This window comes from Bacillus sp. 2D03 (assembly GCF_003946765.1).
Taxonomy (GTDB): domain Bacteria; phylum Bacillota; class Bacilli; order Bacillales; family Bacillaceae_G; genus Bacillus_A; species Bacillus_A cereus.
The window spans coordinates 323290-346102 of the sequence record NZ_RPSJ01000003.1; the positions used below are offsets into that span (position 1 = coordinate 323290).

Genomic DNA, 22813 nt, shown 5'->3' on the forward strand with positions numbered 1-22813 from the left:
ACTCTCAGAAGGAATCCCTTTTTTTATTTTCTATCACTCGATTCATCTTTTTATACATTCCTATCCTGTGATGGGTTTTACGATTCTCGTTTGTTACTGGATTAGCCAAAAAACGTTATAAAATTTTGTATACTCTTTACTTGTTTTTTCAAAAAAGCTGGCGGTATCCCCTCTTTAAGTTTATTAAAATACTTTCCACAATTTTTTCCGAAGCTATTACTTAAAATCACCTTTTATTACGATGCCCCCTCCCGCCTTCTCTCCAAAAAGGTAATACTCTCAATCACAACTTCAGTTCTATATATTCTCTTGCCTTGTTCATCATCGTAATTACTAGTCTGAATACGCCCTGTAATCCCAACGAGCGACCCCTTCTTACAATATTCAGCTACATTCTCAGCCGATTTGCGCCAAACGACACAATTAATAAAATCGACTTGTTGTTCACCTAAACTATTTCGAAATCCTCTATTCACCGCAACACATATTCGTGCATAAGCGACGCCTTGTTTTGTGTAGTATAATTCTGGCTCCTTTGTCAATCTACCGATTAATACAACTCGATTCATCATAAGTTATACCACCTCACATGTTTTTCTTCATTGTAAGGAGAAATGTTTGAATGGTAAAAAGCACAAAATGATATATCCGTAAGTAGAAAGTATTATTTTGGACCTTACAAAACAAAAAAAGAAACCATACATAGTTCAAACATGTATGGTTTCAAAATTTATTACACTTCAGTACAAGATATGTAATATCCTCCGCGAGCCATCTTTATTTCAGCACGGTACATTACATTTTCTAAGTAGAAAGTAATCGGTTTAACTTTACTCTCAAATTTTAGTCTTTCATTGCATTCAGTTGCATATCCTTCAATCGCTGAAGTAATAACTTTTGATGATGGATACGTTAAAGCTTCATCTAGTTCTATGAAAAAACTTTTAGAAAATAGTTTTTTCATAATCCCTTTCTTCTCTTTCATCATATTCCATCCCCCCTTAACTCAAGTTACCAATATCCATATTATACCATAAAATCAATTTATCTTTAAAAATAAAAAAATCCTGCATTTCTCATGCAGGATTTTTTTATTAGTCATTTTTCGTAAAGTAAGAAACGAAACGAAGAATTTCTAAGTATAACCATACTAATGTAAGCATTAGTCCCATCGCAGTATACCACTCCATATATTTCGGAGCTTGACTACGTACACCATTTTCGATTAAATCGAAATCTAGTAATAAGTTTAATGCAGCAACTACAATAACAACTGCACTAATAATAATACCGATTGTACCACCTTGGTGAATGTATGGAACAGTTACACCAAACATATTTAGTAGGAATACGACTAAATACATAACCATAATTCCAAGTGTTGCTGCCATAACGCCTGTACGGAATTTATCCGTTACTTTTACTACACGTGTTGCATATAACACTAACATTGCAAATAGAATTGAGATTGTTAGTAATACAGCATTTAAAACGATAGAATCGCCAAATTTCATTGTATAAACTGCTGAAATACTTCCTAACACAACCCCTTCTACCGCTGCATAGATTGGTGCACCAAAAGGTGAAATGCGCGGGAAGAACATAGACGCGAATGCGATGATTGCCGCAACGATTAAAGCACCAATTAATACTGGCATCTTCATCGTCCCCTGCATCATCTGTATGTATGAATAGACAGACGTTGCAAGTAGCAAGATAAGCATAATAAACGTTTTGCCTACTGTTCCGCCAATCGTCATCGCAGAAGCACTTGCTCCCTCTTTACGGAATGCCTCTTTTTTCAGCATTGGATTAGATGTTCTCATTTTTTCCCTCCTAAAATAGGTTCTACCAATAGTGTAAAGTTTTTCTCTTTACTTTTCAATATATGCAGCTTGTTTTTATTTTAATCCTTCAACGATGTCTGATAGTTCACTCCATCTTTCCATCTTTTTTTCTAGCTCTTCTTCTGTTTTCTGCTGTGCTTCAGATAATTCTTGTGCCTTTGTGAAGTCAGATCCAACTTTCGCAAGTTCTTCTCCAATTGACTCAATTTTCTCTTCAAGTTCGGCAATTGTATCTTCAATCGTTTCCCATTCACGCTGCTCATTGTATGAAAGTTTACGTTTACGTTGTTGTTTTGGAGCTTCTTCTACAACTTTTTTCTCTTTTTGAACTTCCGCTTTCTCCATAAGTCCTCTCGTTTTTTCCATTTCTAAATAATCTGTATAACTACCTAGAAACTCACGCACTTCGCCTCCGCCAGTAAAGATGAACAGTTCATCTACTACTTTATCTAAGAAGTAACGGTCATGCGATACAGTTAAAACGACACCTGGGAAATCTTCTAAATAATCTTCTAGTACTGTTAATGTTTGTGTATCTAGATCGTTCGTAGGTTCATCAAGTAAAAGTACGTTTGGTTCTCCCATTAAAATACGTAATAAATATAAACGTCTTCTTTCACCACCAGATAGTTTACCAAGTGGTGTACCATGTGAATGCGTCGGGAATAAGAAACGTTCTAACATTTGAGATGCACCAATTACTTTTCCATCTGTCGTATGAATAACTTCTGCAATCTCTTTAATGTATTCAATCATACGCTGATTTAAATTCATCTCTTCATTTTCTTGCGTATAATAAGCAACTTTTACAGTTTGCCCAACTTCAATTTCACCACTATCAGGAGATAACTTACCTGCAAGCATATTTAATAGCGAAGATTTCCCGCTTCCATTCGCTCCAATAATTCCGATGCGATCGCCTGGTTTCACGATATGATTAAAGTTGTTTAATACCGTTTTATCACCAAATTTTTTCGTTACATCTTTTAACTCAAGTACTTTTTTCCCAAGACGGCTACCGCTAAGTGCAATATCAACTGACTGTTTTGCAGCTGGTCCTTCTTGTGCCTTTAGCTCATCAAAACGCTGAATACGCGCCTTTTGTTTCGTAGAACGGGCTTTTGCACCACGACGAATCCAAGCAAGTTCACGACGATATAAATTTTGGCGTTTCGATTCTTGTGCCAATTCTTGCTCTTCACGAAGTGCTTTCGCTTCTAAAAATGTACTATAGTTTCCTTCGTAGCTATATAGTTTACCATTATCTAATTCAAAAATACGATTCGTCACACGATCTAAGAAATAACGATCATGGGTTACAAGTAATACCGAACCTGTATATCTCGCTAAATATTCTTCTAACCATTCAACTGTCTCATGGTCAAGATGGTTCGTAGGCTCGTCTAAAATTAATAAATCCGGTGTTTCAATAAAACATTGTGCCATTGCGATACGTTTTTTCTGTCCACCAGATAAATTCCCAACAATTGCAGTGAAGTCCGTAATTCCTAATTTCGTTAAAAGAGATTTCGCATTTGCATTTGCTTCCCATGCACTCATTGCATCCATACGTTGCTGCACTACAAATAATTGTTCCTGTACTTTTTCATTACTTGGATCTTTTTCAATATTTAATAGTGCTTTTTCATAATCACGAAGAAGACGAATTAAAGGTGTATCACCATGGAACACTTGCTCTAATACTGTCAGTTTTTCATCAAACTCTGGTTGCTGTGATAAATAACTAATTGTATACCCACGTGAATGCGTCATATCACCTGTATCAGGAGTTTCTAATCCTGCAATTATTTTTAATAATGTCGATTTACCAGTTCCGTTTACACCAATAATTCCGACACGTTGTCCTTCTGTAATACTACATGATAATCCATCAAATAACGGCTTTTCCCCATATGATTTTGATAAGTTCTCCACAGTTAACATTTTCATATTTGTGCATTCCACTCTTTCATAAATTGTTCAATAAACTGTTCCATATAACGATGACGAATTTCAGCCTCTTGTTTTGCTGCATTCGTATTCATTAAATCTTTTAATTTCAAAAGTTTTTCATAAAAATGATTTAAAGATGGATCATTATTTTTTCTATACTCTTCTTTCGTCATTTCTTCACGCGGCGGAATAGTTGGGTCATACATTAATCTCCCTTTCGCCCCGCCATATGCAAAGGTACGAGCTATTCCAATTGCTCCAAGGGCGTCTAAGCGATCCGCATCTTGAACAAGCTTCCCTTCAAGTGAATCCACTTTACCGCCATGACCACCTTTATAAGACATATTGGCGATGATATGAAGAATATGTTTACTTTCCTTTTCTTCAACACGTAGCTCTTCTAACCAATCAGAAACTTTTTTCATTCCTGCTTCTTCACTTTCATTTAGCTTTTCATCTGCCACATCGTGAAGTAATGCTGCCATTTCAATTATAAAACGATTTCCACCTTCTTGCTCAGATAAAGAAATCGCCATTTTATGTACACGTTCAATATGATACCAATCATGCCCACTCGCATCTTTTTCTAAAATATGTTTTACAAAAGTAATTGTTTTTTGAATTTTTTCTTGTTTTGTCATTTTATCTTCACCCAGTTACTTATTGTAACACGCCCGCATTTTTTCATCACATATTTTCTTGTCCGCCCATACACTAGGTGGTAGGCATCATCATGAAGGAGGAATAAACATGTTCTATAATAATCAACCGCCTTATCCAAGGCAACCATTGTATCCTCAACAACAAGAACAGAGATACACAGAACAATACGAAGAACAAGAGTTACAACAGCAAGAGCCACAATATGACGAAAACCCATATGCAACAAAGCAAAACCTAGAAACTGAATTTCAACAAAATCCATATGACACACGTCCAAATTATGAATATCCTCAAAATCCATATGCAGCACCACAAAATCAAGAACAGCGATATCCTCAAAATCCATATGTAATACCACAAAACCAAGAACAACAATATCAACAAAATCCATATGCAGTACCACAAAACCAAGAACAACAATATCCTCAAAATCCATATGTAGCACCACAAAACCAAGAACAACAATATCCTCAAAATCCATATGTAGCACCACAAAACCCATACACAACTCAACCACAACAACCGCAATACCAACAACAAATGTATCAACCAAACTACGACGCACGTGTCTCACCACCTAAACCACCAACAATAGATCCAACTCAACCACAAATTTTACCGCCTGGACCAACACTAGACATTACACAACCACAAATATTGCCACCTGGACCAATTACTGAACCAACACAACAACAAATTCAACAAGTTGTCGGTACACAGTTTTTACCTTTCAAGAAACCCGTACTAGATTTCGTAAAACCATGGGTAGATTACGGTTTAAATGAAGCAAAACATACATCACATGAACACGCATTAACAGAAGTTGCTGCGATTATGTTTTTAGTTGGTAAAGGCTTCAATCCGACGATTGCACATTATATCGTTGAATCTTGGGAGAAGAATGAGCAGTTTTAGGGTTGTTTATTTTTAAAAACATCAAAAATGCCAAATCCCTTATATCACAAAGGATTTGGCATTTTTAAGTATCTAGAACACGCGCTAAATTTAAGGAGAAATTAACAGACATGAGTCCGGTATAATGCCGTGTCCACACCCAAGGATCGGTTACATAAAATAACGTATCTAACCTGGGAAGTCTATTAGCTTTTTCCCTTATAGTAACGCTCTCTTCTACTAAGACCTTTTCTTTCTAGGGCCTACAATTAATTTAATCGCTGTTCTCTCTTCATTATTGATAGAAATCTCTTGAAACGCTGGAACAAAAGCTAAGTCAATACCACTTGGAGCGACGAACCCTCTTGCAATCGCAATTGCTTTAATCGCTTGATTTATAGCTCCAGCCCCAATCGCTTGAATTTCCACATTACCACTTGTTCTTAGTACTCCTGCTATTGCACCTGCGACTGAATTTGGGCTTGATTTTGAAGATACCTTTAATATATTTTCCATGTAAGTTGCTCCTTCTATTATTTAATCTCTCTTTCGTTACAATTTTAAATATTTTAGCGTATCTTTAATTACTATTCACACCAAAAACAAATGATGCTTCATATGTACATTATTCTATATTTTCTGACTTTTTCCTGCTCAGCTACGCAAATAAAAGATAAACTGAATAGCCTAATATACATACAGTTAAATATCATAACTTCACCAAATGATAACATCCATACAGCTAAAGGTAATATTTCTGTTTTATCAGACTAAATAAATATAGTAAAGTAAAATTTTAATGAGTGGGGGTTTAATTCATCCCCCACCTAACTTCTTTGCTTTCGCTGAATTTTGAGGTGGGAGTCTTACTGCTCGGAAAATAGCGGGATAAACGTTTCCTCGTTACTTCACTCTATTTAGAAATTCCATTTATTTTTCTATCAAATTATAAACCTTATCATCTTCAAAAGGTGTTACAGGTAATACCCAAATACTACACTTCATCATTTGACCACTTTATATTCCAAATCTATCTCCTTTTATAGTACAAGCATACACGCCAATTGTGATTCATCTTCATAAACTACTATGTGATTTAAATTTATTAAGAATAGGAGGTAATATATTGGGTTCATACTATCATTCTTCAAACTCGTATAAAAAATGCTCATGCAAATCTTCTTCCAGTTCAAATAAAAAATGTTCATGTGACCATTCACATAAACCAAGCTGTCCTGCATACGGAACTTTTTGGCAAACTGAATTTATAACTGTTCCTTTTGGCGATCCTTTTTCATTTAATTACGTTGGACCTTTAGCAGGAGGCGTTTCCTTACTAAATCCTACTACTATACACTTTAGACAAGCTGGTGATTATAGAGTTTCGTTCATTTCCAGTATTAATACTACTTTAAATCCTGTATTTCCACATATCCCAGTCATAACTATATTTTTAAATAACAATCCACTTGCTGATAGTCAAGGTGATTTCGCTATTCAAATGAATACTTCATCAAATAACGAATGTCTTCAACTCGTTGGCGAAACGATTGTTACAGTGCCTGCTAATTCAACTCTTCAACTTAGAAATAATAGTGGTTTTAATCGTCAAAGTATTGTAACTTGTGACAATGGTATAAATTCAGTGGAATTAACAGTTACAAAACTAAGTTAAAATTATTTCTTCACATTCAGATGCTATTTCAGCATCTTTTTTTATTGAATAACAGTTTTTTTCAACTTCTATTATCTCTCCCCACATAAAAAAGTGCAGAATTCTTTCTAACACAAGATTTCTGCACTTTTTTATTATACTTATTTGTTCTTCCTTATTTCTCTACATAAACCGACTTAACAATCGTACGATTATATGGTTTTCCTTCTTTATTCATCCCTTTTATATCCATCGTAACGTTATATACTCCCGGTTGTTTTATATCTTTCAAAGCACCTGTAAATGTATTCGTATTAACATTTTGTAATTCATTAAATTCAGAGACTAACTTACCTTCTTTATTAACGACTCTTACTGTTATGGAAAGATCCCCTTTCATTTCAGGTGCTACAGGTGATTTTTTCAGTTTATACTCAGGTTTATTTACTTTAACTTTTGTAGGCATTCGAAGAACAAATGGTGCATCATCCTTGTAATCGCTTACAACTAAATATGCATCTTTCGACTGCTTCGCCATCATTTTGATTTTCCATTCGCCTACTTCCAATTTATCAAACTTAAACGTTCTAATTGTCGCCCCATTAAAGAAAGATTCGCCTTCACCAGTAGTTATAGCGCTATCTTTATTTGCATAGATTTTTCCTTTTGGAGATACCATTTGTACTTCTACATCAGAAGAAGCAGTTAGTACAGAAACTATTCCTTCAGCCTTTTTATCAACAGAAATACTTTGCTCTATCCACTGATTTTGTGGTAATTCGCCTCCTAAAATATTTTGATTTGAAGTTGTATTTAATTGTTCTAGATCTTCATTTGAACTAGTGCTGGATGCTACTAAAGCTGGTAATCCCACATTTGTCGTACGTAAATATGGTTCAATTCGTGCAAAAACAGCTGATCCTTTTCTTATATTGTCATGATCAAATCTGGAATCTGTAAATAAATGTGTACCGTACGATAGCTTCGTACTCCATTCATTTACTAGTCCATCATTTGAACCGTACGATGATAAATATAACCCGCCCATAGATAATGCAGAAAATGTTGGTCCCCAGCTAGTTCCAGTAGCCGTATAGTAACGGTTTAATTTAGCTGCTGGGTTGTTATCTATTATTGAACGAAACTTTGCCATTTCACCTATTTGTAACGAATACGTACCATCATCTTTTTGACCTAATATAGAAGCAAGCCACCCTGCCCACCAACTATATGACAAATCTGCTAAATTTGAGCCGTGATGCGGTGTAGCAAGTGTAATAACATTTCCAACAAATCGATTCGCACCATATTCAACTAATGCAGCTTGTGTATCAATACCACCTTTACTATGCGCTACAATATTAACTTTTTTACCGAAATGATTATATATTTCTTCAAGTTTTTGTGCTAACAATTTTCCGTTATCCCACTGACTAGCCGAACCTTTCCCTGCAGCATCATACAATTGTATAAACACTGTTTGATAGCCTGCTTTTAAAGCATAATCATACATATCATTTATATCATGATATACTGTCTTTCCATACCAACTATCAGCATTACCATTTCTTCCTTGTACAAAGAGAATTGGCGGTTTATTCTCATCATAATTAGCAGGTTTTTGGCCTAAAAACCATTCTCCAGGTGTGAATACTTCTGTATCAGGAAACCCCTTTCCAAGCTCTTTTACAACTTCTGCCTGTACATTTGTGCTAATCGTTGGAGCCATGATAAAAAATACAATTAGTAAGGCCACACATCTTCTCATCAGTCGCATATTACTCCCCCTATTTTTTTGAAAGAAGGTGTTCTTTATAATATTTTATATTTTCCCTTCCTTAATAATAGCTAATCTTTTATTTTTAAAAGATGTTAGCCCTATTTTTAGAAGGTTACTAGTTGTATACCCTCTTCCTTAACTCTCGTTATTCTCTTTGTTTCTACCTCTTCCTTTTGATAGAATACGACAAAAAAGTTTCTCAATAATTGTTAACTTCGCTACACCCAGATATTTTTTAAATCATTATTGTTTATATAAAGCATACAAATCTTGAAAAAATTTTAGTAAAAAAACATTTTATTACTAGTTAGTTATTTAAAAATATAATAAAGATATGTACTTTCTTTTCATTAAATACAAACTAATTTTAAAGGAGCTTGTATTATAAGACTTTCCTACGATTAAAAATTAAACTGAAATTTCCGAATAGAAAATCATATTTCCAGAAACATATATTATGATAATTTCCGCACACTTGAATTAACTTTTTAGAAGTACTAACCTATCGGTGAACAGAAGAAAATTCTGTAAAAAGAAAGGAGAATACTTTATGATGACCAAATTACAAAAGGAGTTTTTTAAACGCTTAGAAATTCCTGCAAAAGAAATAACATTTGATGATTTAGATGAAATTCTCTTGAAAATGGGAATGATTCTCCCCTATGAAAATCTTGATATTATGGCTGGTACTATTAAAAATATCTCAAAAGATAACTTAATAGAAAAGTTACTTATTCAAAAACGAGGTGGACTTTGTTATGAATTAAACTCCCTATTGTATTATTTTTTAATTGATTGTGGGTTTCAAGTATACAAAGTAGCCGGTACTGTTTATGACCTTTACGATAATAAATGGAAACCCGATGATGGTCATGTCATTATCATATTAAGTCATGAGGATAAAGATTATGTTGTGGATGCAGGTTTTGCATCTCATCTCCCTTTACATCCAGTCCCTTTTAACGGAGAAGTCATCTCCTCTCAAACAGGAGAATATCGAATTCGTAAGCGAAATACTCGAAAAGGTACGCATATTTTAGAAATGAGAAAAGGAGCTAACGGGGAATCTACAAGTTTCTTACAATCTGAACCTTCAAACGAATGGAAAATAGGCTATGCTTTCACTGTAGATCCAATAGATGAGAAAAAAGTGAATAAGATTCAAAAAGTGATTGTAGAGCATAAAGAATCTCCTTTTAATAAAGGAGCTATCACTTGTAAATTAACTACTTATGGTCACATATCATTAACAAATAAAAATTATACAGAAACCTTTAAAGGCACCAAAAATAAACGACCAATAGAATCTAAAGATTATGCTCGCATTCTTCGTGACTCTTTTGGAATAACGCAAGAGAAATATGTAGGAAAAACACTAGAAAGAGGCTAGTTGACTACAAGTATTTCATAATAAAGCAGATTCTATATTTAGAATCTGCTTTATTTTATATTTTGTTATAAATTAATTTAATTTTGTTGTTACCCTTTAATTTTCAATTATATACTCATCATCATATTTATCGTATTGTAGCCCTTTCCCTATCTTTGACTCCGTAACTTGATCTCTTAAAAACGGTGCAGCATCCATTTTACTAGTTGCAATTTCAATTCCATATTTTTTCGTTAAATGAGCTAACTCTATTAAAAACCACTCTCTTCGCAATGTAACTGGAATATCCAATGTTTTTCTTTTCATATATAATAGCACCTCTTTTATTTTCATAGCTTAAAAATATCACTGGATGCACTTATTAAAACTACCTTTCACCGCTAACATCCAATGAAACATTATAGTATATGCATGTCCATTTCAAACGTGCTATCACAAATATGATATTTAAGTTTACATAATTATATTATGTAATAGTAGGAAAGGAAGACATGTCCCTTCCTCTTCTACTATAGAGATTTAAATTAAGAACATCTTGGTACACCTAAAGCTAAAAATAAACCTGCTACTCCCGCAGTAATCGGTACTTTTAACGTAATAACATCATCTACCTTCGTTACTAAAAAGTAAGCATTACCTTCTTGTAATATACAAGTTACCAACAATTGAAATTCCATTCAAATCTCCTCCTTTCAATCGATATACTATAATTTATGAAATCTCTTTCAAAAAGTAATAGGAAATATATCCATTTTTCCTTATATACAAAATAAATGTTTATGAGTCTATTAAAAATATTAATTTTCTAAATTTATACAAAACGTGTGATATCCAATAAATTCCTATATAATCAATAAGAAGAATCTTACAAATGGAGGTATGAAAATGTCAATTTTAAGTAATATTGGTGCAGCTTTATTTTTTATTGCTTTTATTCTTTTAATCTTATGTATCATTTCATTCTTTAAGAAAAATGGAAAAGCAAAACAATATGGACGTCCTACCGTTATTCTTTTTATGATTTCTATTATATTAATAACGGCCGGTACAACAAAATCGGAACACCCCGTCGTCGAGTTTTTTTCTACTTTAAGTTTCATTCTATTTATATTCTTCCTTGTTCTAGCAATCTTATCTGTTATTAAGAAAACAGGTGTAGCGAAAAAACAATTTATTATTACAGCTGTATTATTTGTCATTTTTGTTGCGTTATTAGGTATTTCAGCTCCTTCTTCTGAAAAAACGACAGCAACTAGTACAAAAGTTGCCTCTAATAATGAAGAGCCAAAAGATAGCGAACAGAAAAAAGAGCTAGAAAAGAAAGAGGCGGACGAAAAAACTCAAAAGCAAGAAGATGAGAAGCGTCTAGCCGAAGAACAAGCTCGTAAGCAAGAGGATGAAAAACGTCTGGCTGATGAACAAGCTCGTAAACAACAAGAAGAACAAAAACGTCTGGCTGATGAACAAGCTCGCAAACAACAAGAAGAACAAAAAGCACAGCAAGCTCAAACACAACCAGCTAATGGTAATACTGATAGTGCATACTACAAAAATTGTGCTGCAGTTAGAGCAGCTGGGAAAGCTCCTTTACATAAAGGGCAACCAGGTTATAGCTCTCATCTTGATCGTGATGGCGATGGAATTGCATGTGAAAAATAGTAATAAAAAAGAAGCTTTTACTAAGCTTCTTTTTTATTAACGTAAAACATTACCACTTATTACTTTCCCCCTTATTTTAATAACATTCTTCTTATTATTCTCAAAAACGACACAGAATAAGTGATTTCAATCACTACATAGATTTTAATTTATCGCTATTCTTAATTCAGATATTACATTAAAATTTTATGGAGGCATTCATATGGAACATACATTTACTGAAACTTCAATTGTTGGTGAGATTGTTACACAATTTCCGAAAGCTAGTGATCTTTTTAAATTATATAGAATAGATTTTTGTTGTGGCGGTAATAAGCCACTTATTGATGCAATTCATGAAAGAAATTTATCAGCTACTGAAGTGCTTACAGAGTTAAATATGCTTTATCATAATACGAAACGATTAAATGAATCGGAAATTGATTGGAAAAATGCTTCTTATCGTGAATTGATTGATTATGTTATAAATAAGCATCACCGCTATTTAAATGAAGAATTACCACAGTTAAGTCCATATGTGACAAAAGTATTACGTGTTCATGGGGCAAGTCAGCCTCATTTAGCTCAAATTCATAAGCTATTTCATGAACTTAAAATGGAATTAGAACAGCATTTAATTAAAGAAGAAATGGAAGATTTTCCATTAATTTTAGAATTTGAACAAAATCCAACTAATGAAAACTATGCTAAGTTACGTAAAGTAGTAAATGAACTAGAAAATGAGCACAATCATGCTGGAAATATTATAAAAGAACTTCGTAAAGTGACAAATGACTTTACTCCTCCAGAAGGTGCTTGCGGTACTTATCGACTTGTTTACCAACGCCTCGAAGCGCTAGAGTCTGATTTATTTGAGCATATTCATTTAGAAAATAATATTTTATTTCCGCGTGCCATTACGAAAGCATAAATCAAGTGCAGGACATGAGTGTAAATACTTATGGCCTGCTTTTTCGTTTCGCGAAAAATATTCACATCCCCTTCACATAAAACCGAATTTTAACAATTTGTGAATCATTATAAAAATGTGATAAATATCACATCTCCCCCTTATTTGATTTTCTATAATAAAAATATAATCCTTTGTTCAATATTTCACATAAAAAGGGGAAACGAAAATGAAAAAACGTTTAGTTATGATCGGAAATGGTATGGCTGGCATTCGCTGTATGGAAGAAATCTTAAAACATGATAGTGATTCATATGAGATTACTATTTTTGGAGATGAACCGCATCCAAACTACAACCGCATTATGCTCTCTCATGTTTTACAAGGCAAAACAAATATGCAAGATATCATTATGAATGAATACAGTTGGTATGAAGAAAACGAAATAACCTTGTATACGAATGAAAGAGTTCAAAGTATTAATCGAGAAGAAAAAATTATTATTACAGAAAAGAAGCGTACTCTTACATACGACAAGCTCATTATCGCAACAGGTTCTAGTGCTTTTATTTTACCTGTTGAAGGTTCCGCACTTTCTGGTGTAACAGGATTTCGAACTATTGAAGATACACAATTTATGATAGATACCGCTAAAGAAAAGAAAAAGGCCGTTGTCATTGGTGGCGGGTTACTCGGTTTAGAAGCCGCAAGAGGTCTAATTGATTTAGGAATGGACGTACATGTTGTTCATTTAATGCCTAGCTTAATGGAGCAACAACTAGATACGAAAGCAGCTGCTCTTCTGCGTGAAGATTTAGAAGCACAAGGCATGAAGTTTTTAATGGAAAAGAAAACTGTAAAAATTCTTGGTACAGACCATGTTGAGGGCATTCAATTTGAAGACGGTGAAGTTGTAGATTGTGATTTAATCGTAATGGCTGTCGGAATACGCCCAAATACGCAAATAGCAAAAGATGCTGGTCTAATTGTAAATCGCGGTATTGTAGTCAATGACTATATGCTAACAAATGATGAGTCCATTTATGCAGTTGGAGAATGTGCAGAGCATGACGGTATCGCATATGGACTTGTTGCTCCTCTTTATGAACAAGGTGCGATATTAGCAAAACATATAACAAATTTACAAACTGATGGATATTCGGGCAGTATCGTCGGTACACAATTAAAAGTTGCTGGTTGTGATTTATTCTCTGCTGGCCAAATTTATGAAGATGATCAAACGAAAGCAATATCCATCTTTAATGAATGTAAACGTTCCTATAAAAAAGTATTAATTCGTGATAATAAAGTTGTCGGTATCGTTTTATATGGTGACACAGCTGATGGTACACGCCTCTTTAGCATGTTAAAGAAAGAAGAAGACATACAAGAATATACAGCCGCTTCCCTTCTTCACAAAGCTGGTGAAGAAAGTGAACTCGATGTTGCTATAATGAGCGCGGATGACACGATTTGTGGATGTAATGGTGTTACGAAAGGTACAATTGTTCACGCTATTTTAGAACAAGAGTTAACTACTTTTGAAGAAGTAAAAGGATGCACGAAAGCCGCTGGTTCTTGCGGTAAATGTCGTCCGCTTGTGGAACAAGTTTTATCTCATACACTCGGAGATGCTTTTGATGCTTCTGCGCAGTCTACTGGTATGTGCGGATGTACAACGTTATCACGTGATGAAGTCGTAGCAGCCATTCACGAGAAAGGTTTAAAATCTCCAAAAGAAGTACGAAATGTGCTTGGTTTTGCACATGAAGACGGCTGTTCAAAATGTCGCCCTGCTTTGAACTATTATTTACGTATGGCGATTCCAGAAGAATATGAAGATGATAAATCATCTCGTTTCGTTAATGAAAGAATGAACGGTAACATCCAGCACGATGGTACATTCTCTGTTATTCCACGTATGTACGGAGGCGTTACAACAGCTGATGATTTAATGAAAATTGCTGAAGTTGCGAAAAAATATGATGTTCCCCTTGTGAAAATTACAGGCGCGAGCCGAATCGGATTATATGGTGTTAAGAAACAAGATTTACCTAACGTATGGGCCGACTTACATATGACTTCGGGATATGCGTATTCAAAATCGCTTCGTAATGTAAAATCATGTGTTGGTTCTCGCTTTTGCCGTTTCGGTACGAAAGATTCATTAGGACTTGGTATGCTCCTTGAACAATCATTAGAAATGGTAGATACACCTCATAAAATGAAGATGGGTGTAACGGGCTGTCCACGTAACTGTGCGGAAGTACTGACGAAAGATTTTGGCGTTGTATGTGTCGAAAATGGATACCAACTTTATATTGGCGGAAATGGTGGTACAGAAGTACGCGAAGCTGATTTTGTAATGATCGTCCCTACTGAAGATGATGTCCTTCGCATCGCTACAGCTTACATGCAATATTATCGTGAAACTGGTATTTACGGAGAGCGTACTGCCTACTGGACAGAACGATTAGGCTTCGATCACATAAGGGAAATACTTCAAGATGAAAGTATGGTTACTACATTAAATGAACGTTTCCAAACAGCTCGTAGTACATATACGGAAGCATGGGGACAAGCACTAGAAACGAAGTCATTAAAAGCGATGTATGAAGTCGAAACTGTGAAATAAGGAGCTGTGATCTATATGATACAAACGAAAGAAAAAATAAAAGTTATGCGTGCGGAAGACCTTCCTATTCAAATCGGTAAAGAAGTACAAATGAAAGGTATATCTATCGCTCTATTTCGCCTGTCAAATGGTGATATTCGAGCTGTAGAAAATCGTTGTCCTCATAAAAACGGACCGTTAGCAGAAGGCATTGTATCTGGAGAATTCGTCTTTTGTCCACTGCATGATTGGAAAATCTCATTAATAACAGGTGAAGTTCAAAAACCTGATGACGGCTGTATTCAAACGTATGAAGTAAAAGTTATTGATGGTGACATTTATATATACATGTAATTTACGAAAGGAAGCCTCCTCTGGCTTCCTTTTAAATAAAAATTGATGAGGTGCGATGATGAACGGATATGTATATTTAGTTGGTGCAGGACCAGGTGATGAAGGGCTTATTACAAAGAAAGCGATAGATTGTTTAAAGCGTGCAGATATCGTTTTATATGACCGTTTATTAAACCCTTCCTTTCTTCGCTATACAAAAGAAACATGTGAACTTATTTATTGCGGAAAAATGCCAAAGAATCATATTATGCGACAAGAAATGATTAACGCCCATCTCCTTCAATTTGCGAGAGAAGGAAAAATCGTTGTCCGCTTAAAAGGCGGAGATCCATCTATTTTTGGCCGTGTCGGTGAAGAAGCAGAAACTTTAGCAGCAGCGAACGTTCCATATGAAATTGTACCAGGTATTACATCTAGCATCGCCGCTAGTATCTATGCAGGTATTCCCCTCACCCACCGTGACTACAGTAATAGCGTCACTTTATTAACCGGACATGCAAAAGGTCCTTTAACCGACCATGGAAAATATAATTCATCTCACAATAGCGACACAATTGCCTACTACATGGGTATAGAAAACTTACCTACAATTTGTGAAAACTTACTACAAGCAGAAAAAAAAGAAGATACGCCAGTAGCAGTCATTGAATGGGGTACAACTGGTAAACAGCGCGTTGTCACAGGGACACTGTCTACCATTGTTTCTATTGTCAAAAACGAAAATATTTCTAATCCTTCTATGACAATTATTGGTGATGTCGTTTCCTTACGGGATCAGATCGCTTGGAAAGAACGTAAACCATTACACGAGAAAAAAGTTTTATTTGCATCTGCAACGAATAAAACAAGTTCAATGAAGCAAAAGTTACAAGAAGCCGGTGCAGAAATATATCAAATTCCTACTTTCAAAAAGGTAGAATACACATTAACACTTGAACAAATCAATGAAATTTTTAACGTTAATCGTCTTGTTTTTTGTTCAGCTGAAAGTGTAGAAATATTGATGCAATCATGTAGTAAACACCAAAAAGATATTCGTTCTTTACAAGCGCAACTACAACATATGAACGTTGCCACTCAAGAAAAACTTATGCAATATGGGCTACTAAGTAAACAAGCAGAGTTCTCTTCCAATACAACAGTTTATTTAGGACGAAACATTAACCGAATTGCTGTTATTCAAGAAAAAATTGGTGCTGGTTCCTATATGATGACTCATGAGTACACAATTGATCATCGCTTCGATGAAATTCATTCACGTATGCTTTCTGAATTCTCATGGGATAGCATTGTATTTGAAGGTCGTGCTTCTATTGATACGTTTCTAGTAGAAATAAAACGCCTTGGCTTTATCAATATTCTTACTCTCCCATTCTCGTATACCGATGTTCCAACTTTATACTATGCAAATAAAGTTGGGTTTCATAACGTAGATCATCAATTACAAGAAACTCTTATGAAGAAAGACATGGTGAGACAATGAAAGGAATTGTATATGTTGGACATGGGAGCCGGCTACAAGAAGGTAATGAACAATTCATTCAATTTATTCAATCTGTTATGAAAGAGCGAAACGAAAGAATTCAAAAAATAGCTTTTCTAGAACTAACGACACCTACTATTTCGGATGCAGTTACAGAAACGATAATAGAGGGAGTAACTGAAATAATGATTGTACCTGTTTTATTATTTGCAGCAGCTCACTATAAACGTGATATTCCTTTTGAAATAGAACAACTACAAAAGAAATATCCACAAATAACATTTTCAGTTGTACCTCCTTTTAGTACACATCCACATATGGTGGAACTTGTAGTGAAAAGAATACGTGAAGCTATGCCAATGCAAAATAGTAGTATTTTACTCGTAGGACGAGGCAGTAGTGATACACAACCGATATATGAGTTACAACAAATCGGAGCAGCTATCGAACGAAAACTTGGTATGCCAGTATCCTGTTCCTTTTTAACGAAAGGAACTCCCTCTTTTACTGCCGAGCTCAAGGCTATAACATCGACTGCGTCCCATGTATATGTCATGCCATACCTTCTCTTTACCGGATTATTACTTCAAAAAATTGAATTGCATACAAAAAAATACAATCATGTTACGACTTGTAACTGTCTTCAGTTTGATACATATATGAAACTAACATTGTTAGAACGAATGGAGGAATGCATATATGTATAACATGTACCCTCTTATGTTTAATCTACAAAATAAAGTGGTTGTTATCATTGGTGGAGGTAAAATTGCATATCGAAAAGCGTCTGGATTAAAAGATACAGGCGCTTTCGTCACTGTTGTCAGCCCAGAAATTTGCGAGGAAATGAAGGAACTTTCTTATATTACTTGGAAGCAAAAAGCTTTTAGTAATGATGATATTAAAGATGCTCACCTTATTTATGCAGCTACAAATCAACACGCTGTAAATATGATGGTCAAACAGGCCGCTCATGATTTCCAGTGGGTTAACGTTGTAAGTGATGGTACAGAATCATCTTTTCACACACCTGGCGTTATAAGAAATAATGAATATGTTGTCACTATTTCAACTTCTGGTAAAGATCCATCATTTACGAAGCGTTTGAAGCAAGAACTAACATCTATATTGCCTAAACTTATAAAAAAGATTTCTCGTACACATAAATTGTAATCTATTTCTTAGTTAAAATAGTAATTACCTTTGGACAAACGTTTTTTAGGGGACGTTTGTTCTTTTTATTGTAGTTCTGTTCTTTTATTTCACAAGCAATCTATGAAGAAAATAAATGGTGTTTGCAACTTGTAAACAAATAAATTTCATGACAAGTGTAACATTACGAGCAACTCTTTCTATTCAGTTTTTATATTGGATATTCATTCAACCAAATTAGCGCTTGTTCATAATCATCAAAAAACTCCACGGATTCTTTTGTATTGGATTGTTGTAAATACTTCAGTATCTCTCCTTCTTCAAGAAGAAATGCAATTGCCTTACTATGATTCAAAATGGTTTCATTGAAGAACTTATCTTTCCATACTTTTTGAACAGAAAAATGATTTGGGGTATACCCTTTTCTATCCACCAACAATTTGTATTTCCGACCCTCAGAAATAAATTGCTGACAAACCTGCTCAAAATCATTAAACCATTCATACACATCCTCTGTATTAATCTGGCCAATTAGATGGGTAACAATCAAATCTCCTGAAACTATTGTGCTGATATTCTGTTTACTCAACTTTTAATCATCTCCCTTAGTGGCAATTATGCATAAAATTCTTACTTGACACTCCCACCCCATCGCTATCACCCTAAGCTCATATAACTTTAATTATAAGCGAGATTGTGTCTTTTTTTCGCAAGTCTATATGTAAATACTTTAAAGATTTCCATACGAAATAAACCCTAATAAGTTTCTTTTTTTGAATTAAGTCACTAGATTTTGAAACATGGTACAATTGTAAACGACACCCAATATATGAAAGACTGCTTTCTTCTCATATCTATAGGACTTCTGTCCATCATTTACCGCCTCAAATCTTTTCGTTTTTGCACGTATATTCAAAACAAAATATATGATAAATAAATAACGACAGTTACTGTAATAATGCTGAAAATTGTTGAAAATAAAACGATTTGTGCATGTAATTCAGGCTCTATTTGATATTCCATAGCAATGGTTGATGTATTTCTTGAAGTAGGAAAAGAACTTGCAATAAATAACGATTGTGCAACAATACCATCGATGTTTAGTATGTATATTACAGCAAGTGCTAATAATGGTCCCATCAGTAACCTTCCAATTAAAGCCCATGTTATGACTCGATGGAAAAAATTAAGTTTAATGTTGGATAATTGCGCCCCTAGCAATATGAGTGCTATTGCAACAAAACCATTCGCAAGCTGATTAAGAGGTAGCAAGATAGAATTAGGTATTTGAATTCTAAAAGATTGAAAGAGAACCCCTAATACGAGCGCATGAAATACAGGCAGTCTTAGAAATGATTGAATAATACCTCCGATTGTTTTTGTTGCTGATAGTAAGTTATATATCCCATATGAATAAGTTAAAAGATTCTGGAAAATCACAATAAAAATCTGAATGGAAACCCCCACTGGATTGTGACTGAAAATCAATTGACTTACTGGTAACCCATAATTACCGGAATTCATTAACGAAATGCTATTTTTTAGAGCTGCACTTTCTCCTTTTTCTAACTTTAATGTTTTTGAAATGAAATGACTTACTATGATTAGACTCAGACTATAAAGCATTAAATAGTATATTATTTGGAGCAACAAACCTGTCTCTATACTAATATCATATATATTCACAAATACAGCCGCTGGCATTAAGCAATAAGTAATAAGTGTAGAAAGCTGCTTTAAGTTAAATTGGAACTTTCTTTGTAAGATTGCACCAATTAGCATTAATATTAATATTGGTAATATTACGTCTAGTATAATAAAAACAAACATGTAAAACCTCATTCTAAATATATTTTAGTTGGATTAAACAATTTACTAAATATGAATCACATTTAATCAGTCGGAAAACCCCTTCAATTCTCAATAATCAGAAAAACTTAAACCAATAATATGAAAATGTGCATCAAAAATTCTTATTTCATTTCCCTCTCCTCTCTTTTCTTTAACATACCAAATATAACTCATAAAGAAAATTATGGATTATTTATACAAATTCATAATTTTATCTTATTGACCTAAACTATCTTCTTTATTTTAAGTATACTTTTTCACAATATCCATTAACCTTACCAAAAAATTTGGCCCTAAAAAAATCTGATAATGCAGTTACTATGCGAAGGATACTTGCATCAATCCTATACTTGTCGCTTAAACTACCTAACACACCTGATACTTGTTTATCTTGAGTGGACTTATATTTTTTTCATCTAAACATCCCGATTCAATTAAATATTTGCGTTCTAAAAATGAGTTCGATCTTTAGAATAGATTTAAGATTTCCTTAATTAATCTGCCCTTTAATTGAATAACTTTTGACATCTTCATTTTAAAAGCACATTCTTATAGAAAACAAGCGTTTATTGAGAGATCAATAAAAACATGTTGAAGCCTATTACTAAAAGAACCATCCCAAAATACTTTGGGATGGTTCTTTTTCCTTATTAATGATTCTTTAACATCACTAACAGCTTTTCTTGACTATACATCCACACTGTAATGATTAAACAAGCAAGTGCGACTTCTGATAATGCCATAAATCCAATTGCATAATGGCCTGTTAGTTGGAATAGTAATGTTAAAATTAGGGGCGGGAAGAACCCTCCTAGTCCGCCTAAAGCTGAAACGAGTCCATTTACAATACCTGCTTGTTCTGAGAAGTACATTGGAACGAGTTTAAAGATTGTACCATTACCAATGCCTGCACAAAATGCGACTAGTAAGCAACCAAATGTATACACGTTCATACTAGGCATGAATGATAAAATAATACCTGAAAGTGTTAAACCGATAAATACGAAGATTAATATTTTAAATGGATTAAACTTATCGCCGAGCCAACCACCAATCGGACGCATAATTGTTGCGAGTACGATGAATCCTGCAGTTCGCATACCAGCATCTACTTTCTCTAATCCGAAGTGAGATACTAAAAAGTTTGGTAAGTATACTGTAAATGCGACAAATGATCCGAATGTTAAAAAGTAAAAGATACATAAAAACCAAAGTTTCTCATTTTTATATACACCTTTTATTTGTTCCATTAATGGTGTATTCACCTTTTTCTCCTTACGATCACCTAATAAAAAGTTCATAAGTGCAAATGCTGCAAGTAAAACTAAATAACATTGTACTGTCGTTCTCCAGCCAACTGAAGTTGCGATAACAGGCGCTAAAAATGAAGTAATTGCTGTTCCGGCGTTACCGACACCGTAAATACCATTTACAAAACCATGACTCTCTTTCGGAAAGTATTTTGGTAAAGAAGTTACTCCTACAGAGAATACAGCACCACCGATTCCTACAAATAATCCACCAATAATTAAATCCATCATAGAATTGGCAACACTAATATAAAAGACAGGAAGTAATAATAGAATAAAACTAATAAAGAATAATTTTCTTGCTCCGAAACGATTTGTCCAATAACCAATTGGAATGCGAAGAACAGAACCTAAAATAACGGGTACTGCTGTGACCATAGAAATTTGCCCCGCAGTTAATGGGATATCCACTTTAATATAAGGCATTAATGATGATAAAATGACCCATACCATAAAACCTATAATTAGATTAGAAGTTTGTAAACTTAATTGAAAATTAGGACTTTTCATCCTGTTCCCTCCTATGTATGCATAGTTATATTCATTCTCTCCAGCCTAATCACGTCGTAACATGATTAGGTCGAAAAGAATCAACCACCACTTACTGGCGGAATCATCGCCACAGTATCACCAGTTTGAATGATGTCATTCTCATTTGCATACTCTTCATTTATAGCTACCATGATTTCATTTGAAATCGCTACGTTGTATTTCTTAATGAGTACCTTCTTTAGTTCAGCAACTGTAATATTTTCACAATCGATTTGTAATGCTGGCTTACTTACTTCTTCTTGTAAATGTGTAAATAATAGTACTTCAATCATATTCTCATCTCCTCTTCAGGCTCACCATTCTCATATGCTACATTCTCTAACTGATCACCAATCCATGATTCACCATCTTCCCAAAATTCTTTCTTCCAAATTGGAACGATTTGTTTTATACGCTCCATAATATATTCGTTCGCCTCATAGGCTGCTTTCCGGTGTGGTGTAGAAACAGCGACGACAACAGCAAGATCAGAAATTTGTAATGTACCAATGCGATGTGTAATGGCGACAAATGTCCCAGGCCACCTCTCTCCTACTTCAGTACCAATTCTCTCAAGTTGTTTTTCTGCCATTGTTTTATATGCTACATACTCTAAATGTAGCGTACGACGTCCTTTCGTAAATTCTCTAACAGTACCAACGAAAGTAGTAACTGCGCCACACTCACGACGAATTACTTTGTTTGTAACTTCCTCAATTGAAATAGGTGTATCAATTACTTCATAATACGTTTGTATCATTTTGCACCTCTTATCTTTGTATAAGTTAG

24 protein-coding genes and 1 pseudogene are annotated in these 22813 nt (G+C 34.3%); 10 read left to right on the forward strand and 15 right to left on the reverse strand.

The window, feature by feature from the left end; genetic code table 11:
* Positions 1-236: 236 nt before the first annotated feature.
* The 5 genes from EBQ15_RS09865 to EBQ15_RS09885 all read right to left on the reverse strand — a co-directional run bounded on the left by EBQ15_RS09865 (position 237) and on the right by EBQ15_RS09885 (position 4441).
* Entirely contained in the window at positions 237-572 is a 336-nt protein-coding gene (locus EBQ15_RS09865; RefSeq protein WP_000982014.1) for a single-stranded DNA-binding protein, read from the reverse strand.
* 161 nt (positions 573-733) lie between these two features.
* Positions 734-988 carry a DUF4318 domain-containing protein gene (locus EBQ15_RS09870; RefSeq protein WP_000975140.1) on the reverse strand — a complete coding sequence of 85 codons (255 nt, stop codon included), beginning with the start codon at positions 986-988 and terminating at the stop codon, positions 734-736.
* Between the two features lie 106 nt (positions 989-1094).
* Positions 1095-1826, reverse strand: coding sequence for a Bax inhibitor-1/YccA family protein (locus EBQ15_RS09875; RefSeq protein WP_001260655.1), 732 nt, complete (start codon positions 1824-1826; stop codon positions 1095-1097).
* Between the two features lie 75 nt (positions 1827-1901).
* Positions 1902-3797: an ABC-F family ATP-binding cassette domain-containing protein gene (locus EBQ15_RS09880; RefSeq protein ID WP_000783179.1), complete on the reverse strand. Its 1896-nt coding sequence runs from the start codon at positions 3795-3797 to the stop codon at positions 1902-1904.
* Entirely contained in the window at positions 3794-4441 is a 648-nt protein-coding gene (locus EBQ15_RS09885) for an HD domain-containing protein (protein WP_000165969.1), read from the reverse strand. The genes EBQ15_RS09880 and EBQ15_RS09885 overlap by 4 nt, the downstream gene beginning before the upstream one ends.
* 109 nt (positions 4442-4550) lie before the next feature.
* Here EBQ15_RS09885 and EBQ15_RS09890 point away from each other — a divergent pair, with 109 nt between their 5' ends.
* Positions 4551-5378, forward strand: coding sequence for a hypothetical protein (locus EBQ15_RS09890; protein WP_000499709.1), 828 nt, complete (start codon positions 4551-4553; stop codon positions 5376-5378).
* A 219-nt stretch (positions 5379-5597) separates the two neighbouring features.
* On the opposite strand, the gene EBQ15_RS09895 is transcribed toward EBQ15_RS09890, so the two are convergent.
* On the reverse strand, positions 5598-5873 hold the full coding sequence (locus EBQ15_RS09895) for a stage V sporulation protein S (protein WP_000427801.1): 276 nt from the start codon (positions 5871-5873) through the stop codon (positions 5598-5600).
* 610 nt (positions 5874-6483) lie between these two features.
* Between EBQ15_RS09895 and EBQ15_RS09900 the strand changes: the two genes are divergently transcribed.
* Positions 6484-7032, forward strand: a complete 549-nt coding sequence (locus EBQ15_RS09900) for a hypothetical protein (protein ID WP_000536150.1) — start codon at positions 6484-6486, stop codon at positions 7030-7032.
* 154 nt (positions 7033-7186) lie between these two features.
* Here EBQ15_RS09900 and EBQ15_RS09905 read toward each other — a convergent pair whose 3' ends face one another.
* Positions 7187-8788: an esterase/lipase family protein gene (locus tag EBQ15_RS09905; RefSeq protein ID WP_001238707.1), complete on the reverse strand. Its 1602-nt coding sequence runs from the start codon at positions 8786-8788 to the stop codon at positions 7187-7189.
* A gap of 553 nt (positions 8789-9341) precedes the next feature.
* Here EBQ15_RS09905 and EBQ15_RS09910 point away from each other — a divergent pair.
* Positions 9342-10181: an arylamine N-acetyltransferase family protein gene (locus EBQ15_RS09910; protein WP_000988427.1), complete on the forward strand. Its 840-nt coding sequence runs from the start codon at positions 9342-9344 to the stop codon at positions 10179-10181.
* A 96-nt stretch (positions 10182-10277) separates the two neighbouring features.
* Here EBQ15_RS09910 and EBQ15_RS09915 read toward each other — a convergent pair whose 3' ends face one another.
* Together EBQ15_RS09915 and exsG are read right to left on the reverse strand one after the other, a co-directional pair.
* Complete coding sequence (locus tag EBQ15_RS09915; protein WP_000824207.1) at positions 10278-10487, reverse strand: hypothetical protein; 210 nt, start codon at positions 10485-10487, stop codon at positions 10278-10280.
* 218 nt (positions 10488-10705) lie between these two features.
* Positions 10706-10858, reverse strand: a complete 153-nt coding sequence (gene exsG, locus EBQ15_RS09920; protein WP_000395679.1) for an exosporium protein ExsG — start codon at positions 10856-10858, stop codon at positions 10706-10708.
* A 208-nt stretch (positions 10859-11066) separates the two neighbouring features.
* Between exsG and EBQ15_RS09925 the strand changes: the two genes are divergently transcribed.
* The 7 genes from EBQ15_RS09925 (at position 11067) to EBQ15_RS09955 (ending at position 18353) form a co-directional block, all read left to right on the forward strand.
* Positions 11067-11840, forward strand: a complete 774-nt coding sequence (locus EBQ15_RS09925; protein WP_000025806.1) for an excalibur calcium-binding domain-containing protein — start codon at positions 11067-11069, stop codon at positions 11838-11840.
* 202 nt (positions 11841-12042) lie between these two features.
* Entirely contained in the window at positions 12043-12750 is a 708-nt protein-coding gene (gene ric, locus EBQ15_RS09930; protein WP_000401343.1) for an iron-sulfur cluster repair di-iron protein, read from the forward strand.
* Between the two features lie 208 nt (positions 12751-12958).
* The gene (gene nirB, locus EBQ15_RS09935; protein WP_000746945.1) at positions 12959-15364 is read left to right on the forward strand and encodes an NADPH-nitrite reductase large subunit; all 2406 of its coding nucleotides are present in this window, start codon (positions 12959-12961) and stop codon (positions 15362-15364) included.
* Between the two features lie 15 nt (positions 15365-15379).
* Entirely contained in the window at positions 15380-15697 is a 318-nt protein-coding gene (nirD, locus tag EBQ15_RS09940; protein ID WP_000616681.1) for a nitrite reductase small subunit NirD, read from the forward strand.
* 58 nt (positions 15698-15755) lie between these two features.
* Entirely contained in the window at positions 15756-17180 is a 1425-nt protein-coding gene (locus EBQ15_RS09945) for a uroporphyrin-III C-methyltransferase (protein WP_001014933.1), read from the forward strand.
* Positions 17177-17887: a sirohydrochlorin chelatase gene (locus tag EBQ15_RS09950; protein ID WP_000676476.1), complete on the forward strand. Its 711-nt coding sequence runs from the start codon at positions 17177-17179 to the stop codon at positions 17885-17887. The genes EBQ15_RS09945 and EBQ15_RS09950 overlap by 4 nt, the downstream gene beginning before the upstream one ends.
* Positions 17880-18353 carry a precorrin-2 dehydrogenase gene (locus tag EBQ15_RS09955; RefSeq protein WP_000282595.1) on the forward strand — a complete coding sequence of 158 codons (474 nt, stop codon included), beginning with the start codon at positions 17880-17882 and terminating at the stop codon, positions 18351-18353. The genes EBQ15_RS09950 and EBQ15_RS09955 overlap by 8 nt, the downstream gene beginning before the upstream one ends.
* 190 nt (positions 18354-18543) lie before the next feature.
* Here the strand turns inward: EBQ15_RS09955 and EBQ15_RS09960 are convergent, their stop codons facing one another.
* The 6 genes and pseudogenes from EBQ15_RS09960 to EBQ15_RS09985 all read right to left on the reverse strand — a co-directional run bounded on the left by EBQ15_RS09960 (position 18544) and on the right by EBQ15_RS09985 (position 22784).
* The gene (locus EBQ15_RS09960) at positions 18544-18921 is read right to left on the reverse strand and encodes an STAS/SEC14 domain-containing protein (protein WP_000043362.1); all 378 of its coding nucleotides are present in this window, start codon (positions 18919-18921) and stop codon (positions 18544-18546) included.
* 323 nt (positions 18922-19244) lie between these two features.
* Positions 19245-20162 (reverse strand): AEC family transporter, encoded by a 918-nt coding sequence (locus EBQ15_RS09965; RefSeq protein WP_000497509.1) that lies wholly within the window; start codon positions 20160-20162, stop codon positions 19245-19247.
* 304 nt (positions 20163-20466) lie between these two features.
* Positions 20467-20595, reverse strand: a pseudogene (locus EBQ15_RS31875) (PspC domain-containing protein); the annotation flags it as partial.
* Positions 20596-20833: 238 nt separating this feature from the next.
* A complete protein-coding gene (gene narK / locus EBQ15_RS09975; RefSeq protein WP_000841857.1) occupies positions 20834-22003 on the reverse strand; it encodes a nitrate transporter NarK in 1170 nt (389 codons plus the stop codon).
* An 80-nt stretch (positions 22004-22083) separates the two neighbouring features.
* Positions 22084-22317, reverse strand: a complete 234-nt coding sequence (gene moaD / locus EBQ15_RS09980) for a molybdopterin converting factor subunit 1 (protein WP_000573694.1) — start codon at positions 22315-22317, stop codon at positions 22084-22086.
* Positions 22314-22784, reverse strand: a complete 471-nt coding sequence (locus EBQ15_RS09985) for a molybdenum cofactor biosynthesis protein MoaE (protein WP_000616829.1) — start codon at positions 22782-22784, stop codon at positions 22314-22316. The genes moaD and EBQ15_RS09985 overlap by 4 nt, the downstream gene beginning before the upstream one ends.
* Between the last annotated feature and the right edge of the window lie 29 nt (positions 22785-22813).